Below are 15044 nucleotides of genomic sequence, written 5' to 3'. Positions count from 1 at the left end.
GTTCAGCACACGCTGCTAGCCGGGCTCGACTACGCACATTACGACTTCAACTACCGCTTCGGCTTTGGCACGGCGCCCGATCTCAACCTCGTCACCCGCAATTACGGCCTTTACGCCATCACACGGCATTCCTGAGATCCAGCCCCTTCCAGTTCCACGACCGATGACGACGTTCACCGCGACGCTGCGCGAGCTCTACGAGGAGGACACCGGACGCACGCACCGCTTCCGTTACGCCCTGCTGGTGTTCGACGTTGCGACCAACGCCTTCGTCGTCGTCACGTCGTTCCTGCCGCTGACGTCTGGAAACCAATCAGCGCGACCTCGCCGGCCTCCCCCGCCTGGGCCACGAGATCGACGACTCGCCGGGCGGCCGGGGAGGCGGGCGTCGTCATGAGCGTCATCGCGTCGATGCGCCCGTCGCGCAGGGCCGCAGAGACGTCGGCCTCGTCCATCGGGACCAACGCGACGGTCTTGCCGCCCATCCCGGCAGCCGGTGTGTCGGAGACGAGTTGAAGCCCATGGTGTGCGAGCAGATCACGCAGCAGCGTCCGGTCGGCGGTTCGGCTTGCCAGCATGCCCAGTCGCTTGCCCGCTAGGTCCGAGACGGCCTTGACCCCGGAGGCGCTTGGCGCCACCAAAGGCGGCGAGTTCCCGCAGGACCGCGAGCGTGAGGCCGTTCCCCGGCATCGATACGTCGGGCCGGAATACGGCGAGGTCAGCCTTGCCGGTCTTCAACGCCTCGGCGCTCCCGCGCACCCTGCCGAACGCGACGACCTTGAGGCGGACGCCGAGCTTCCGCCGTGCGAGCTTGTCGGCATAAGCCCGCAGGAGCGCCGGCTCTGTGCCACCGTTTGGGGCGACCGCGATGGTCAAGGTCGTAGCCCGGGTCAGATGGATGCCGGACGACGGGAATCCTAATGAGACGCTTATGAGATCGGCCCCGCTTCCCGCTCGAACCCTAACGCGGTCGGGCGCAGGTTAGGGGCGCGGTCTCGTGAAGGCCGCGCGAACCCCAAACGCACGATGTCTCCCACCGTCCAAGTCGCCGCCATCCATGCCCAGGCTCCGGCCTCGGATGCGGCCCGGTTCATCGTCGGCCAGGACCCGGAGGGCCACTGGATCGCAATCGAGATCCACGGACGCGCCGGCGGCCTGTTCCGCAGCCGCGAAGCCGCAGTCGACTACGCCGAGGACGAGACCGATCACCGGCCCGACGCCGTGCTCCTGTCCGGGGACCGGATCGAGCTGCGCATCTGACGCCATGGTCGACGCTCTGGAGCGGCCTGGCCCGGCATCCCATATCGATTCCGTCAGCAACCGCAGGGGTTTCCCGTGTCCACCCGTTCCGTCCGAGCCCGCCACATCCGGCACATGGGTTCCGGACGCCGCAGCGCCGAGGCCCTCCGTACCTCGGACCTCGTCCTCGCCGTCGCGGGCGTCGCCACGCTCGGCGGCTTCTGCCTCCTGCTCGCCGCCGACATCCTGGGTAATATCGCGGGCGTCTGACGCCTTTGTCCGGACCGGTCTCGAAGGCGGGGCCGTCCTAACGGGATACTGATACGCCGACCCCGCTTCCCCTCTCGAACCCTTATGCGAGAGGGTGCAGGCTCTGATGACGTCAGCGTCCCGGGACCTCGATGTGCGCCACCCATTCGTCAGCCCTGGATACCGCCTCCATCGGCGAGCGCCTCGCCTGGGCGCGCCTAACGGGCGAACTCGCGGACGTGGACCTTGCCGGCCTCGCAGACCTCGACGCGGCGGAGGAGGTGCGCGACGCGGCCTTGTTGAGGCTCGGCTGGACGCAGGTCGGCTACGCCCTGGTCGGCACGCATCCCGCGGTCGCGCGGACGCTGTGCCTCGACGTCCCGGTCGTCGCCCCGCTGATGCGCGAGACGATACGTGAGGGTTCATCGCCCTTACGCATGCCGCACGGGCCTGCTCGGCGCGGGCGTCGGCCTCGCCTTCCTGCTCGGTCGTTCTCGTTCCCCATCTCGGACGATGAGCCGCTCACCGCCCGCAACGCGTCCCAGGCTTGCCTCACCTGTGGGGTCGACTTGCAGGTGCTCGGGCGGCGCACCCTATTGCCAGCCCTCCTCGACGAAAGCTCCGCCATCGCCGACCCGTTCGCCGCGGTCGCTTCGCTGGCGAGTCGGCTCGCCGAACGAGGGTCCCGGCCACAGGCATGCGGAAGCGCGGGGCGCCCGCAAGGGGCGCCTCACACGTTGCTGGGTGACCGGGCGCCGACCGACGCGTAGAGGCTGGCAGCGTCCCGTGCGCCCCGCAGGGCCGCGGCGGTGTCCGGGTCCCTGAGCTTGCGCGCTACGCAGGCCAGCGCGTTCAGGTGATTGCCACCCTCCGCCGTCGGCAGAAGGAGGAGGAACACGAGGTCCACCGGCCGCTCGTCGACCGCATCGAAGTCGAGGGGCTCCCGCAGGCGTGCCAGCAGCCCGAACGGCTTCCTGACCGTCTCCAGCCGCGCGTGCGGCAGCGCCAAGCCGTCGCCGACCCCGGTCGAGCCGAGCCCCTCCCGGCGGATGAGGGCACCGAGAATCGTGTCGGCGTCGAGATCGAGCGACTTCGCGGCGCGCCGGGCGAGGTCTTCGAGGAGGGTGGTCTTGCCGGACGCGCGCAGGCCATGGACCACGTCCGCCGGTGCGAGGATGTCGTCGACGGTCATCGCGTCGGCCGACCGCATGCGAGGCTGGGCTTCAAGGGCTCGTGTCCGTCGCCGCCGGCTTGGCGTCGTTCGCCGCGCGTAGCTTGAGGTTCGGTTCGTCGTCGGGCGCGCGCAGGCGATAGCCGACGCCGGTTTCGGTAAGAAGAATGCGCGGCCGCTCGGGGTCGGCCTCCAGCTTCTGCCGGAGCTGGCGCATGTAGACCCGCAGGTATTGCGGCTCGGAGGAGACCGAAACCTCGTGCATCAGCTGGGCGTGCGTCAGCACCTTGCCGGCATGCAGCACCAGGACACGCAGGAAGTCGTACTCGCGCGGGGTCAGCTTCACCTCGACGTCGTCGACCTTCACCAAACGGCGCACGAGGTCGACCGAGAGGCCGTCGATCCGGAAGACCGGGCGCTCGCCACGGGCGGCGAGTTGGTGGCGCAGCGCCGCGCGCAGTCGGGCCAGGAGCTCGGCCATGCCGAAGGGCTTGGTCACGTAGTCGTCCGCGCCAAGGTCGAGGGCTTCAACCTTGCCACCCTCGTCGTCCCGGCTCGACAGCACCACCACCGGCAGACCGGGATGGCTCGCCCGGATCGCCCGCAGCAGGTCGTGCCCGCGCATGTCCGGCAGGCCGAGGTCGAGGATGACGAGATCCGGGCTTTTGCGAGCGAGCACCTCCAGGGCGGTGGCGGCGTTCGGGGCCTCCAGGATGGCGTAGCCCTGCGTGGACAGGCCCATGCGCAGGAGCTTGCGGATCGGGGGCTCGTCATCGATGACCAAGATGGTCGGGCTCATGCGGCAATCTCCCTTGGCGTCGTCCGTGCCGGGACCGGGAGCGTCACGGTGAAGGCGGCCCCCAACCGGTCGTGGCGGTTGCCGGCGGTGACGGTGCCGCCCATCGCCTCCACGAACCCGCGGGAGATGGCGAGGCCGAGCCCGGTGCCGGCCCGGACGTGGTCGCTTTTCCGGACCCGGTAGAACTTGTCGAACACCCGCTCGACATCCGCCTCGGGCAGGCCGAAGCCCTCGTCCAGCACCTCGATGCGGACCGCCTGGCCGTTGTGCCGGGCGCGAACCGTCACGGTCGAGCCCTCGGGGGCGTATTTGGCGGCATTGTCGAGGAGGTTGACGAGGACCTGCTCGAACAGGACCGGGTCGAGCCTCAGGGTCGGCAGGTCGGGGTCGATCTCGACCGCGACCACGTGACCCGCCATGACCTTTTGGGTGCGCCTGAGGGCGGTGTCGACGGTCTCCGCCACGTCCTGGGGGGCGAGGTTCGGCGCAACCGCGCCGGCCTCCAGGCGGGTCATGTCTAGGAGGTTCACGATGAAGCGGTTCAACCGCTCCGATTCCTCGACGACCGTCGCCAGGAGCTCGCCCTTGGCCTCGGCGGGTAGGGCTGCATCGAGGTCGCGCAGGGTGGTGGCCGCGCCGAGCACGGAGGCCAGCGGGGTTCGCAGGTCGTGGCTGATCGAGGTGAGGAGCGCTTGGCGTAGCCGGTCCGTCTCGGCGGCGCGCTCGGCCCGGTCGAGATCCTCCACCAGCCGGACCCTCTCGATGGCCAGCGCGCCCATGTCGGCGAGCGCGTCGAGAAGGCGGCGTGCCTCCGGGGTGAGGATCGGCCCGGTGCCGTCCGCGTCCAGGCCGATCACGCCGATGGTGCCGCGTCCGGTACGCATGGGCAGAAACAGGCGCTTGGCCCCCGGCAGGGTGTCCGCGCCGCGCCCCGCGGGGCGCTCGTTGTCGAAGGCCCACTGGGCGGCGGCGAGATCGGCCTCGTCCAGCATGTCCTCGGGCGGGTAGCCAGCTCGCACCGTGACGGCCTGACCGTCCGGCAGCAACAGCACGACGCGGACCTTCAGCATCGCCGCGACCTGGGCTGAGGTGGCCCAGAGCACGTCGTCGAGTGTCCCGCACGCCGCGAGCTTGCGCGAGAACCCGAACAGCCGCTCGGTCGCCTTGGCCCGCCCCTGGCTGACGACGGCGGTCCGGCGCGCCAGGGCGGCGAGGTTCGAGACCAGCACCGCCACCACGGTAAAGAGCAGGAAGGCAGCGACGTTGGTGGGGTCCGAGATGGTCAGTGTGTAGACGGGAGGCAGGAAGAAGAAATTGTAGGAGAGCGAGGCCGCCACTACCGCGACGAGCGAGGGGCCGAGTCCCCAGCGCACGGCGACCGCTACGACGGCGGTGAGCAGCATCAGGTCGGCGTTCTCGATGCCCGTATAAGGCTCCAGCAGCAGGGCAAGCCCGAGGGCGGCGCCGGTGGCGAGCAGCCCCAGGGCGTAGGCCCCGACATCGAAGGCGGCGGGCGTGGCGGCGGTGGCCACCGGCCGACGCGCCCCCGCGTCGGATGTCGGCACGGCCTCTCCGGGGACCACGTGGACGCTGATGTTGCCGCTGCGCCGGACGAGGTCGTGCACTACCGAACCGTTCACGAGCTCGAAAGCCCAGGTGCGCGTCGCCTTGCCAACGACGATGTGGTTGACGTTGGCGGACTGCGCGTAGGCGAGGATCTCGTCGGCGATGCGCCGCCCGCCCGGCAAGGTGACGGCGTCGCCCCCGAGCCGGTCGGCGAGACGCAGCGCCTCCGCGACCCGGTCGCGTTCGGCCTCCGTGAGGGAAGCGGCGCGCGGCCCCTCGACCACCAAAGCGGTCCAGGGCGCGTGCAGGCGGTCGGCGAGGCGCTTGGCGTAGCGCACCAGGCCGGCCGACCGCGGGTCCTCGCTGACGCAGACCAGCACGCGTTCCCCCGCGGCCCAGGGGCCGGGGATCGCGTTGGCCCGCATGTGGCTCAGGAGTTCATCGTCGACCCGGTCGGCGGTGCGGCGCAGCGCGAGTTCACGCAGGGCCGTGAGGTTGCCGCGGGAGAAGTAGTGCTTAAGCGCCCGCTCAGCGTTCGTGGGCACGTAAACCTTGCCGGCCTTCAGGCGCTCAATCAGGTCGCTGGGGTTGAGGTCGACCACCTCGATGTCGTCGGCCCGGTCGAGGACGCCGTCGGGCACCGTCTCGCGGACCCGGATGCGGGTGATGGAGGCCACCACGTCGTTGAGGCTCTCGACGTGCTGAATATTGAGTGTGGTCAGGACGTCGATGCCGGCGTCGAGCAACTCCTCGACGTCTTGGTAGCGCTTGGGATGGCGCGAGCCGGGTGCGTTGGTGTGGGCGAGCTCGTCCACGAGCGCGATCTGCGGCCGGCGGGCGAGCAGCGCGTCGAGATCCATCTCTTCCAGGATGGTGCCATGGTAGGGCACGGCGCGGCGCGGAACGACCTCGAACCCGTCGAGCAGCGCCTCGGTCTCGGCCCGCCCGTGGGTCTCGACCACGCCGACGACCACGTCGGCGCCGGCCTTGAGCCGGGCGCGTCCGATGGTCAGCATCTCGTAGGTCTTGCCGACGCCAGGGGCGGCGCCGAGGAAAACCTTAAGCCGGCCGCGCGTCCGTTCCTCCCGGCGTGCCGCTTCGAGCAGCGCGTCGGGCGAGGAGCGGTTTGGGTCGCGGCCGGTCTCGGGCATGATGGCTCTTCAGCGCTTGGCGAGATCGTCCAGGGCGAGGTTCAGCGCCAGGACGTTGACGCGCGGCTCGCCTAGGAGGCCGAGGGTGCGGCCTTGGACCTGACCGGCGACGAGGTCGCGCAGCTTGTCCTCGGGCAGCCTGCGGGCCTTTGCGACCCGCGGCACCTGGAAGAAGGCGGCCTCGGGCGAGACGTCGGGGTCGAGGCCCGAGCCGCTCGTCGTGACGAGGTCGACCGGCACCGGTTGTCCTGGGTTCTGCCCGCGCAGCGCATCAAGGTCGCCCTTCACACGCTCCGCCAGTGCTGCGCTGGTCGGCCCGAGGTTCGAGCCCGCGGAGCTGGCGGCGTTGTAGGGCGCCGGCACGGTCTTGCTCGCATCCGCTGGGTCGGCCGCAGTCGTGGCCGAGGGCCGGCCGTGGAAGTAACCCTCACCGGTGAAGCTCTGGCCGATCAGACTGGAGCCGACGACCTTGCCGTCACGCTCGATCAGACTGCCGGCGGCCTCGGCCGGGAAGATCGTCCCGGCGATGCCGGTGACCGCTAGAGGATAGGCGAGGCCGGTGACCGCCGACAGGGTGACGAGCAGGACGAGGGCGGGACGAAGCTGGTTCAACATGGCAGGTCTCCTCGGACCTTCGGTTCAGGCGAGATGGAGGGCGGTGACGGCCGTGTCGATGGCCTTGATGGCCACGAAGGGCACCAGCACGCCGCCGAGGCCGTAAATCAGGAGGTTGCGCCGTAGGAGCGAGGCCGCGCCGACCGGCCGGTAGGTCACGCCCTTCAGGGCCAGCGGAATTAGAGCGACGATGACGAGCGCGTTGAAGATGATGGCCGAGAGAATGGCGCTCTGTGGCGAGGAGAGGCCCATGACGTTGAGCGCCTGCAGCTGCGGGTAGAGCGTCAGGAACATCGCCGGAAGAATCGCGAAATACTTGGCGATGTCGTTGGCGATCGAGAAGGTCGTGAGCGCCCCGCGAGTCATCAGGAGCTGCTTGCCGATGCCGACGATCTCGATGAGCTTGGTCGGGTCGCTGTCGAGATCGACCATGTTGCCGGCCTCGCGCGCCGCCACCGTGCCGGTGTTCATGGCCACGCCCACGTCAGCCTGGGCCAGCGCGGGGGCGTCGTTGGTGCCGTCGCCGCACATGGCCACCAGCTTGCCCTCTGCCTGCTCGCGCCGGATCAGTGCCAGCTTGTCCTCGGGCGTCGCTTGGGCGAGGAAGTCGTCGACCCCGGCCTCGGCTGCGATGGCGGCGGCCGTCATCGGGTTATCGCCGGTGATCATCACCGTGCGGATGCCCATGCGGCGCAGCTCGGCGAAGCGCTCGCGAATGCTGCCCTTCACGATGTCCTTCAGGTAGACCACGCCGAGCAGGCGGCCGTCCTTGGCCACCGCGAGCGGGGTGCCGCCCGCTTTGGCGATATCCTCGGCGATGGCTCGGATTTCGGTCACGACCCCCGTCTCGGCCTCGGATCGGACGGCCAGGGCGAGGTTCAAGCCGCGGGTCGCCATCGGCTGTCCGGTCACCGAGGCGATGACGGCGTCCACGGCGCCCTTGCGGATCGACGATTCGTCGAGGTCGACGCCGGACATCCGCGACTGGGCGGTGAAGGGCACGAAGGTGGCGTTCAACCCGGCCATGTCGCGGGCGCGGATGCCGTACTTCTCCTTGGCGAGCACGACGATGGAGCGGCCCTCCGGCGTCTCGTCGGCGAGCGAGGCGAGCTGCGCTGCGTCGGCGAGGTCCTGCTCGGAGACGCCGCGCACGGGGCGAAACTCCGTGGCCTGCCGGTTGCCGAGGGTGATCGTACCGGTCTTGTCGAGGAGCAGGGTGTCGACGTCGCCCGCGGCCTCGACGGCGCGGCCGGACATGGCGAGCACGTTGAAGCGCACCAGCCGGTCCATTCCGGCGATGCCGATGGCCGAGAGGAGCGCGCCGATGGTTGTCGGGATCAGCGTCACGAATAGCGCGACCAGGACGATGACGGGGATGGACCCGCCGGCATAGCTCGCGAAACTCGGGATGGTCGCTACCGCGAATACGAACACGATGGTCAGCCCGGCCAGCAGGATGTTGAGCGCGATCTCGTTCGGGGTCTTCTGGCGGGACGCGCCCTCGACCAGCGAGATCATGCGGTCGACGAAGGTCGAGCCGGCGGCCGCCGTGATGCGGACCTTGATCTCGTCGGAGAGCACCTGTGTGCCGCCAGTGACCGCCGAGCGGTCGCCGCCCGATTCCCGGATGACGGGGGCGGACTCGCCGGTGATGGCGGCCTCGTTGACGCTCGCCACGCCCTCGATGACCTCGCCGTCGGAGGGGATCAGGTCGCCTGCCTCCATGAGGACGACGTCGCCGACCTTGAGCGAGGTGCCGGGCACCATCTCGAAGGTGCGTCCCTGGCCGGTGAGGCGCTTGGCCATCATCTCGGTGCGGGTGCGACGCAGGCTATCGGCCTGCGCCTTTCCGCGCCCCTCGGCGAGCGCCTCGGCAAAGTTGGCGAACAGCAGCGTGAACCAGAGCCAAAGGACGATCTGGCCGGAGAAGAACAGGTCGCTGCCCCCGGTGACGAGGTCGCGGGCGAAGAGCACGGTGGTGAGCGCGGCCACGACCTCGACCACGAACATGACCGGGTTGCGGATCATGGCGCGGGGGTCGAGCTTCCTGACCGAGTCGAGGAGTGCGGGCCCGACAAGGGCGGCGCTGAAGAGCGATGAGGTCTTGCGGGACATGGGTTCGGGTGTCCGGAGAGGGCGAGGAGGCCCGGCGAGCGAAGCCGGGCCGTGCCGGTTCAGGGGGCGGTCGCGCCGGCGGCCAGGGTGAAGGCCGCGCCGAGGGCGAGGCCGCCGAGCAGGACGACGCCGAGAAGGGCCAGCACGAGGTCCGACGCGCGTACCTGCTTGGCATCGGAACCGTGGGTCCGGCGTCGTGACGGCCGGTACGGCATGAGGTGGTGGCGCGGGATGCGCCGGTTCGGGAGGATGCGGGGCATCTCAGCCCCCCGTGCCGAAGGTCTGCCCCGCCGCGCCGGCGAGGTGCTCGACCACGGGGCCGAGCGCCAGCGACGGGAAGAAGGTCAGGCCTCCGACGATCAGGATGACGCCGACGAGCAGGCCGACGAAGAGGCCACCGTGGGTCGGGAACGTGCCGGCGGAGGCCGGGACCCGCTTCTTGGCGGCGAGCGAGCCCGCGATGGCCAGGGCCGGGATGATCACGAAGAACCGTCCGACCAGCATGCCGAGCCCCAGCAGGCTGTTGTAGAACAGCGTGTTGCCGCTGAGCCCGCCGAAGGCCGAGCCGTTGTTCGCCGCCGCGGAGGTGAAGGCGTAGAGGATCTCGGAGAAGCCGTGCGGCCCTGCGTTGGCGGGGCCGGCGAGGCCGGCGGCCGCCACGGTGGCGACGGCGGTCCCGCCCAGCATCATCAGCGGCAGGCACAGGATGGCGAGCATGGCCATCTTCACCTCGCGAGCCTCGATCTTCTTGCCGAGGTATTCCGGCGTGCGCCCGACCATCAGCCCGGCCACGAAGATCGCCACCACGACGAAGACCAGCATGCCGTAGAGGCCCGCGCCGACGCCGCCGACGATGATCTCGCCGAGCTGCATGTTGATGAGCGGGATCAGGCCGCCGAGCGCCGTGAAGCTGTCATGCATGGCGTTGACCGCGCCGCACGAGGCCGCGGTGGTGACGACGGCGAACAGGGCCGAGGCTACGATGCCGAAGCGGACCTCCTTGCCCTCCATGTTGCCGCCTGTCAGCCCGAGCCCGTTCAGCACGGAGCTACCCGAAGCCTCGCTGCCGTAGGTGACGGCGACGCCGGCGAGGAACAGCACGCCCATGGCGGCGAGGATGGCCCAGCCCTGGCGCTCGTCGCCGACCATGCGGCCGAAGACGTTTGTGAGCGCGGCGCCCAGCGCGAAGATCGAGACGATCTGCACGAAGTTCGACAGGGCGGTCGGGTTCTCGAAGGGGTGGGCGGCGTTGGCGTTGAAGAAGCCGCCGCCGTTGGTGCCGAGCATCTTGATCGCAACCTGGCTCGCCACCGGGCCGACCGCGATGGTCTGCTTGGCGCCTTCCAGGGCCGTGGCGTCGACGTAGGCGCCAAGGGTCTGCGGCATGCCCTGCGAGACCAGGAACAGCGCGTAGGCGAGACAGATCGGCAGCAGCACGTAGAGGGTGCAGCGGGTCAGGTCGACCCAGAACGAGCCGACCGTCCTGGCCGAAGCGCGACTGAACCCGCGGATCAGGGCCACGGCGAGCGCGATGCCGGTGGCCGCCGAGAGGAAGTTCTGGTGCGTCAGCCCCAGCATCTGCGACAGGTACGAGAGGGTGCTCTCGCCGCCATAGTTCTGCCAGTTGGTGTTGGTGACGAAGCTCGCCGCGGTGTTGAAGGCGAGGTCGGGCGCCACCGCGGACTGGCCCATGGGGTTGAGCGGCAGCACGTCCTGCAGGCGCAGCACCGCATAGAGCAGCACGAAGCCGAGCACGTGGAAGGCGAGCATGGCGAGGCCATAGCCGAGCCAGGTCTGCTCGTGGCGCTCGTCGATGCCGGCGACGCGGTAGAGCCCGCGCTCGACGGGGGCGAGCACGGGCGAGAGCGGGGTTCGCTCCCCGGTGAAGACGCGCGTCATGTACCAGCCGAGCGGCTTCACGAGCGCGACGACGACCGCGCAGAACAGCGCGATCTGTATCCAGCCGTTAGGGGTCATGGGATGTGGTCCGGCAAGGCCGCTCAGAACCGCTCGGGGCGGACGAGGGCGTAGGTGAGGTAGACGAGGAGGCCGGCGGTCACGAGGGCGCCGAGGGCGAGGTCAAAGGTCATGACGGCGTGCCTCAGAGGCGTTCGCAAAGCGTGGCGTAGGCGGCGGCCAGGCCGAAGAAGGCAAGGGCTCCGGCCAGGAAGACGATGTCGAGCATGGGATGTCCCGTATCCGTTCGGCCCGCTTGTCGCGGTCAGTCCGCGACCGACGGGGCGAACCCGAATGTGGACGGGAACCGCATTAGGGTTCGAGACGGAAAGGGAGGCGATCCTATAAGGAACTCATTAGGATCGGCCGGATTCCGAGGCTCGTCCGGAGCCTTTGGGGCGTGCCTTCGGACGCCAGGCGGCCTGCAACTCCTGGCAGGCTCCCGGGGCGTCGACGAGCATGGCCCTCGGACAGGCGGCGCGCCAGAGCGTGCGGTCCACCTGGATCACGCCGGTGTCCGCCCCTGCGAAGCCGCTGTAGGGCACGCCGCAGGCCGGGCAGCGTCCGACGACGCGGCGGAGGTCCGCGGCTCGGGCGTCCGCATGGACCGGATCGGGGGGAGCCTGGCTGGACGGGAAGCGGGGCCTGACGCCGGCAAGGCGAGCCCGCAGGCCGAGATTGGACCCGGCGCTCAAGATGCGGGCAGCAGGTCTAGGACGTTCAGGGCGAGCAACGCGAGGGACAGGGCCGACCACGAGTCCAGGCCCAGGGCCATCAGGGCGAAGACGCGGTCGGCCCTGCATTCGGCGGCGATGTGCCGGAGGACTATCATCTGCAAACTCTACGCGGGCGACGGCCCGGTGGGGCGAGAAGTCCTCGTTACCCCGTTAGGGAACAAGACGAAGGCGGGGCCTCCGGCATAGGTAAGTCATAAGGATGGGTCGACGGGGCGGGCGCTACGGGATCGTGGCCGATGCGCATCCGATGTGGGTACGGCTCATTCGCCGGTTCTAGCCGCCACGGGGGCGAACAGGATGAGGGCGCTTCCAAGCAGCCATACCACGCCGCCCGCGATGTCCCATCGGTCGGGTCGGTGTCCCTCAAACCCCCAGAGCCAGATGATGGCCGCAACAACGATGTAGATGCCCGCATAGGCCGCGTAGGCGCGCCCGGCAGCCTCGCTCTCCGCCAGTGTCAGCAGATCGGCAAACACCGCCAGGGAGAGCATGCCGGGCGCCAGCGACCAGGGGGACTTGTCGAGGCGTAGCCAGGCCCAGAACGCGAAACAGCCGGCGATCTCGGCCAACCCCCGGGCGGGTGACGCGATCATCGCTTTTGGCACGAGGCGCCAATGTGCCCGTACCTGCTGATGTCATGGCCACCGCTTCCGGAGCCGCTTCGCCTGCCGAGCGGACATTCGAATAGGGAGGGCGGAAGGTCCGCAACGGGTGGCACCCGGACCTTGGCATTCTGTCCAGAAGCAGACATCAACGATCCGAGTGTGCGGAATGGCCATGCTTCCCCAGCACGGCATTCATTGAATCGTGCGAAGGCGAAGGTTGTGCGGTTGCCGCGGCAAAACCAAGCTGGCGTGCCTTACTTGCCGCTGCCTCAACGCTCCAGAGGATGAGCGATTTTCTGATCGCATATGTCACTTCTGCCCTCTGCCTTCGTCTCATTCATGGCAGGGGACGAAGCGGAATTTGCCGTCGTGCTTGCCCCTGTGAACCGGAGGCCGCACCGTGAATACAATCTTGAAGCATCTGATCTCATCCGCTGCCATTGGTGCCGCATGCGTCACCAGCGCCTCGGCGCACGATCTCACCAAAGGTGGAGCCAAGGTTTCCGTCGTCTTCGATCAGCCGCTGCCGAACGTGCCCGGCAAGAGCATGAAGGGCGTTCTCGTCGAGTATGCTCCTGGGCAGTCGTCACCCGCTCACACGCATCCGAAATCGGCATTCATCTACGCGACCGTGCTCGAAGGCGCGATACGAAGCCAAGTGAACGACGGTCCGATCGTGACCTACAAGGCGGGCGAAAACTTCTTCGAAATGCCCGGCGATCGCCACGGCGTCAGCGCCAATGCCAGCGATACCCAGCCGATGAAGCTCTTGGCCGTGTTCGTTGTCGACTCGAACGAAACCGAACTGACGACGATCACCCATCGCTGAGTTGACGAGCGTGACCACACGACGTCACGCCGCCGGCCCCCACTCCTTTTCGCAGCATGTCACAAGCGCAGCTTCAGGCTCGTCTTGTGAGGGAGCCTGCACCCTCATCAAGGACAGTGAAAATGACACCTCGCGTGAAGAGCCCCTTCAAGGTTGCCCCCGACGCCGTAAAGGCCATGATGGCGCTCGAAACCACACTTCATTCCAGCGGCCTGGAGCACGGTCTGCTCGAAGTTGTGAAGCTCAGAGCCTCGCAGATTAATGGATGCGCCTTCTGCATACACATGCACGTTACCGACCTTCGCTCACACGGCGAAACGGAAATGCGCCTGTACATGCTCAGCGCCTGGCGGGAATCGTCCCTCTACACAGACCGGGAGCAGGCCGCTTTGGCCTGGACCGAAGCGTTGACCCGGATTTCCGAAACAGGAGCGCCGGACGCGGACTATGAGCTGCTTGAGGCGCAGTTCACAGAGGTCGAACAGGTCAACCTGACGTTTGCAATCGGCGCGATCAACGTCTGGAACCGCCTCCAAGTTGGCTTCCGTGCGCCGCACCCCGTGGAAGCTCCCCGTACCGCTGCTTGAAGGCGAGATCCAGGTTTAGAGGCGCTCCGGCCACGGCTCGTGCGACTCGCCTACGCTTCCACACAGGAGACGGGATATGAGCAGGTTTACCGGTAAGGTCGCGATCGTCACGGGTGGAAGCGGTGGCATCGGCCTAGCTGCTGCCAGGCGTTTCGCATCAGAGGGGGCGAAAGTCCTTGTCACTGGACGACGGCAGCAGATGCTAGACGACATCACAGCCGGCACCCCAAACGTCCAAGGCTTCGTAGCCGATGCCGCCGTCCCAGCTGATGCTGCCCGGACGATAGCCAAGGCGGTCGAGTGCTGGGGACGAATTGACGTTCTTGTCAACAATGCCGGAGCCGGCGCGCCGACCACACTAGCAGACGCGGATCCCGATCGTACTTGCGCGATCTATGCCGTCAACGTGATCGGTCCCACTCTCCTAGCCTCTGCCGCGTTGCAGTATCTAGAAGAGAGCCAGGGCACAATCGTCAACGTCTCCAGCACGCTTGCTCGAAAAGCAGTTGCAGGGTTCGCCGATTACGCCGCTAGCAAATCCGCCTTGGAGCAGGCAACGCGATGTTGGGCGCTTGAGCTGGCTCCAAAGGGTATCCGTGTCAACGCGATCGCTTCCGGTCCTGTGGAATCAGATTTCCTTCGAGCCAGGATGGGTTTTTCCGAAGAGGAGTCCGAAATTATCAAGTCACAGGAAAGAGATATGATCCCGCTTAAGCGACGAGGTGAGCCAGAAGACGTAGCCACTTGGATCCTGAACCTTGCATCGACCGAGGCGGGTTGGGTTACAGGACAGGTGTTAGGTATCGATGGCGGTTTCTCGATCGCATGATCACCTACCAGTTCTCATTATTTTAAGAGAACTACCCGCAACGATCGCTCTCGATTGTAGTCAGACAGTCATCTGCATCGTACGGAAGAAGGGGCCTGCTGAGTCCGCCCGGGCTAGATAGCGGACTTCGGCCCTTGTACCCGTATCGGACGTTGCAGCTCCGACCCAATGTTGCCACTGATTCCTGTGTCGTAGCTCCTCAAAAGCGTCCGTCCATCTATGGGCCTCGTATGCGTTAGCGCGCCCCTGTGTTCCGGATCGTGGTGTGATTATACGCGTCGACGCGACCCTCGAACGTCGGTTCAGCCGAAGCAAGCTTGGTGAAGCGGTCTGTGCAAGGCCGACGCATTGACGAAAGCCCCGAGATAATTTCCGTTCGACGTCACATCCGGCCTGAGTGCGTCGTCACCCTCGTGGACCAATCACGTGGGGAGAGTGCAATGAGCGCAGCTATTCCGGTGCTAGCCGGCCTTCTCGGCGCAGGACTAGAGCCGTGCCCTAGCGGGTTGAATCACTTGGGGTAGGCGATCTGGCTGGCGTGTGATTCACTGGGTGGGCTTGTGATGGAGGATGCCATGCCTTCAGCCCTGTCGGTT

General features: G+C 67.8%; 17 protein-coding genes and 1 pseudogene. 7 read left to right on the top strand and 11 right to left on the bottom strand.

Features of this window, described 5'->3' with window-relative positions; genetic code table 11:
* Window positions 1–163: 163 nt before the first annotated feature.
* A pseudogene (locus MFF24_RS27660) lies at window positions 164–298 on the top strand (ion transporter); the annotation flags it as partial.
* Here the strand turns inward: MFF24_RS27660 and MFF24_RS27655 are convergent.
* Window positions 279–578 carry a hypothetical protein gene (locus MFF24_RS27655; protein WP_238229099.1) on the bottom strand — a complete coding sequence of 100 codons (300 nt, stop codon included), beginning with the start codon at window positions 576–578 and terminating at the stop codon, window positions 279–281. The pseudogene MFF24_RS27660 and the gene MFF24_RS27655 sit on opposite strands and share 20 nt — an antisense overlap.
* 448 nt (window positions 579–1026) lie before the next feature.
* Between MFF24_RS27655 and MFF24_RS27650 the strand changes: the two genes are divergently transcribed.
* The 3 genes from MFF24_RS27650 to MFF24_RS27640 all read left to right on the top strand — a co-directional run bounded on the left by MFF24_RS27650 (window position 1027) and on the right by MFF24_RS27640 (window position 2258).
* Entirely contained in the window at window positions 1027–1260 is a 234-nt protein-coding gene (locus MFF24_RS27650) for a hypothetical protein (RefSeq protein ID WP_238229098.1), read from the top strand.
* Window positions 1261–1335: 75 nt separating this feature from the next.
* Window positions 1336–1509, top strand: coding sequence for a hypothetical protein (locus MFF24_RS27645; RefSeq protein WP_238229101.1), 174 nt, complete (start codon window positions 1336–1338; stop codon window positions 1507–1509).
* Window positions 1510–1640: 131 nt separating this feature from the next.
* Entirely contained in the window at window positions 1641–2258 is a 618-nt protein-coding gene (locus tag MFF24_RS27640; RefSeq protein ID WP_238229097.1) for a hypothetical protein, read from the top strand.
* On the opposite strand, the gene MFF24_RS27635 is transcribed toward MFF24_RS27640, so the two are convergent.
* The 10 genes from MFF24_RS27635 to MFF24_RS27590 form a co-directional block, all read right to left on the bottom strand.
* On the bottom strand, window positions 2219–2698 hold the full coding sequence (locus MFF24_RS27635) for a PTS sugar transporter subunit IIA (RefSeq protein ID WP_238229096.1): 480 nt from the start codon (window positions 2696–2698) through the stop codon (window positions 2219–2221). The genes MFF24_RS27640 and MFF24_RS27635 overlap by 40 nt on opposite strands.
* Window positions 2699–2711: 13 nt before the next feature.
* On the bottom strand, window positions 2712–3458 hold the full coding sequence (locus MFF24_RS27630; protein ID WP_238229095.1) for a response regulator: 747 nt from the start codon (window positions 3456–3458) through the stop codon (window positions 2712–2714).
* Window positions 3455–6175, bottom strand: a complete 2721-nt coding sequence (locus MFF24_RS27625; RefSeq protein WP_238229094.1) for a DUF4118 domain-containing protein — start codon at window positions 6173–6175, stop codon at window positions 3455–3457. The genes MFF24_RS27630 and MFF24_RS27625 overlap by 4 nt, the downstream gene beginning before the upstream one ends.
* 9 nt (window positions 6176–6184) lie before the next feature.
* Complete coding sequence (locus tag MFF24_RS27620) at window positions 6185–6790, bottom strand: K(+)-transporting ATPase subunit C (protein ID WP_238229093.1); 606 nt, start codon at window positions 6788–6790, stop codon at window positions 6185–6187.
* A gap of 24 nt (window positions 6791–6814) precedes the next feature.
* Window positions 6815–8905, bottom strand: a complete 2091-nt coding sequence (kdpB, locus tag MFF24_RS27615; RefSeq protein WP_238229092.1) for a potassium-transporting ATPase subunit KdpB — start codon at window positions 8903–8905, stop codon at window positions 6815–6817.
* Between the two features lie 59 nt (window positions 8906–8964).
* Complete coding sequence (locus MFF24_RS27610) at window positions 8965–9165, bottom strand: hypothetical protein (RefSeq protein WP_238229091.1); 201 nt, start codon at window positions 9163–9165, stop codon at window positions 8965–8967.
* Window position 9166: 1 nt separating this feature from the next.
* The gene (gene kdpA, locus MFF24_RS27605; RefSeq protein ID WP_238229090.1) at window positions 9167–10882 is read right to left on the bottom strand and encodes a potassium-transporting ATPase subunit KdpA; all 1716 of its coding nucleotides are present in this window, start codon (window positions 10880–10882) and stop codon (window positions 9167–9169) included.
* 23 nt (window positions 10883–10905) lie between these two features.
* Window positions 10906–10995 carry a K(+)-transporting ATPase subunit F gene (locus tag MFF24_RS27600; RefSeq protein ID WP_238229089.1) on the bottom strand — a complete coding sequence of 30 codons (90 nt, stop codon included), beginning with the start codon at window positions 10993–10995 and terminating at the stop codon, window positions 10906–10908.
* A gap of 557 nt (window positions 10996–11552) precedes the next feature.
* Window positions 11553–11693 (bottom strand): hypothetical protein, encoded by a 141-nt coding sequence (locus tag MFF24_RS27595; RefSeq protein ID WP_238229088.1) that lies wholly within the window; start codon window positions 11691–11693, stop codon window positions 11553–11555.
* A 165-nt stretch (window positions 11694–11858) separates the two neighbouring features.
* A complete protein-coding gene (locus MFF24_RS27590) occupies window positions 11859–12191 on the bottom strand; it encodes a YnfA family protein (protein ID WP_238229087.1) in 333 nt (110 codons plus the stop codon).
* Window positions 12192–12612: 421 nt separating this feature from the next.
* Here MFF24_RS27590 and MFF24_RS27585 point away from each other — a divergent pair, with 421 nt between their 5' ends.
* From MFF24_RS27585 to MFF24_RS27575, 3 genes are all read left to right on the top strand, one after another.
* Entirely contained in the window at window positions 12613–13032 is a 420-nt protein-coding gene (locus tag MFF24_RS27585; RefSeq protein ID WP_238229100.1) for a cupin domain-containing protein, read from the top strand.
* A 122-nt stretch (window positions 13033–13154) separates the two neighbouring features.
* Entirely contained in the window at window positions 13155–13619 is a 465-nt protein-coding gene (locus MFF24_RS27580; RefSeq protein ID WP_238229086.1) for a carboxymuconolactone decarboxylase family protein, read from the top strand.
* 76 nt (window positions 13620–13695) lie between these two features.
* Window positions 13696–14448 carry an SDR family NAD(P)-dependent oxidoreductase gene (locus MFF24_RS27575; protein ID WP_238229085.1) on the top strand — a complete coding sequence of 251 codons (753 nt, stop codon included), beginning with the start codon at window positions 13696–13698 and terminating at the stop codon, window positions 14446–14448.
* The last annotated feature ends 596 nt before the right edge of the window (window positions 14449–15044 follow it).

Origin of the sequence: Methylorubrum aminovorans (assembly GCF_022179725.1) — a bacterium.
Taxonomy (GTDB): Bacteria; Pseudomonadota; Alphaproteobacteria; order Rhizobiales; family Beijerinckiaceae; genus Methylobacterium; species Methylobacterium aminovorans.
The sequence above is the reverse complement of the archived record's forward strand: the minus strand, read 5'-3'. Positions and strand labels throughout refer to the sequence as shown.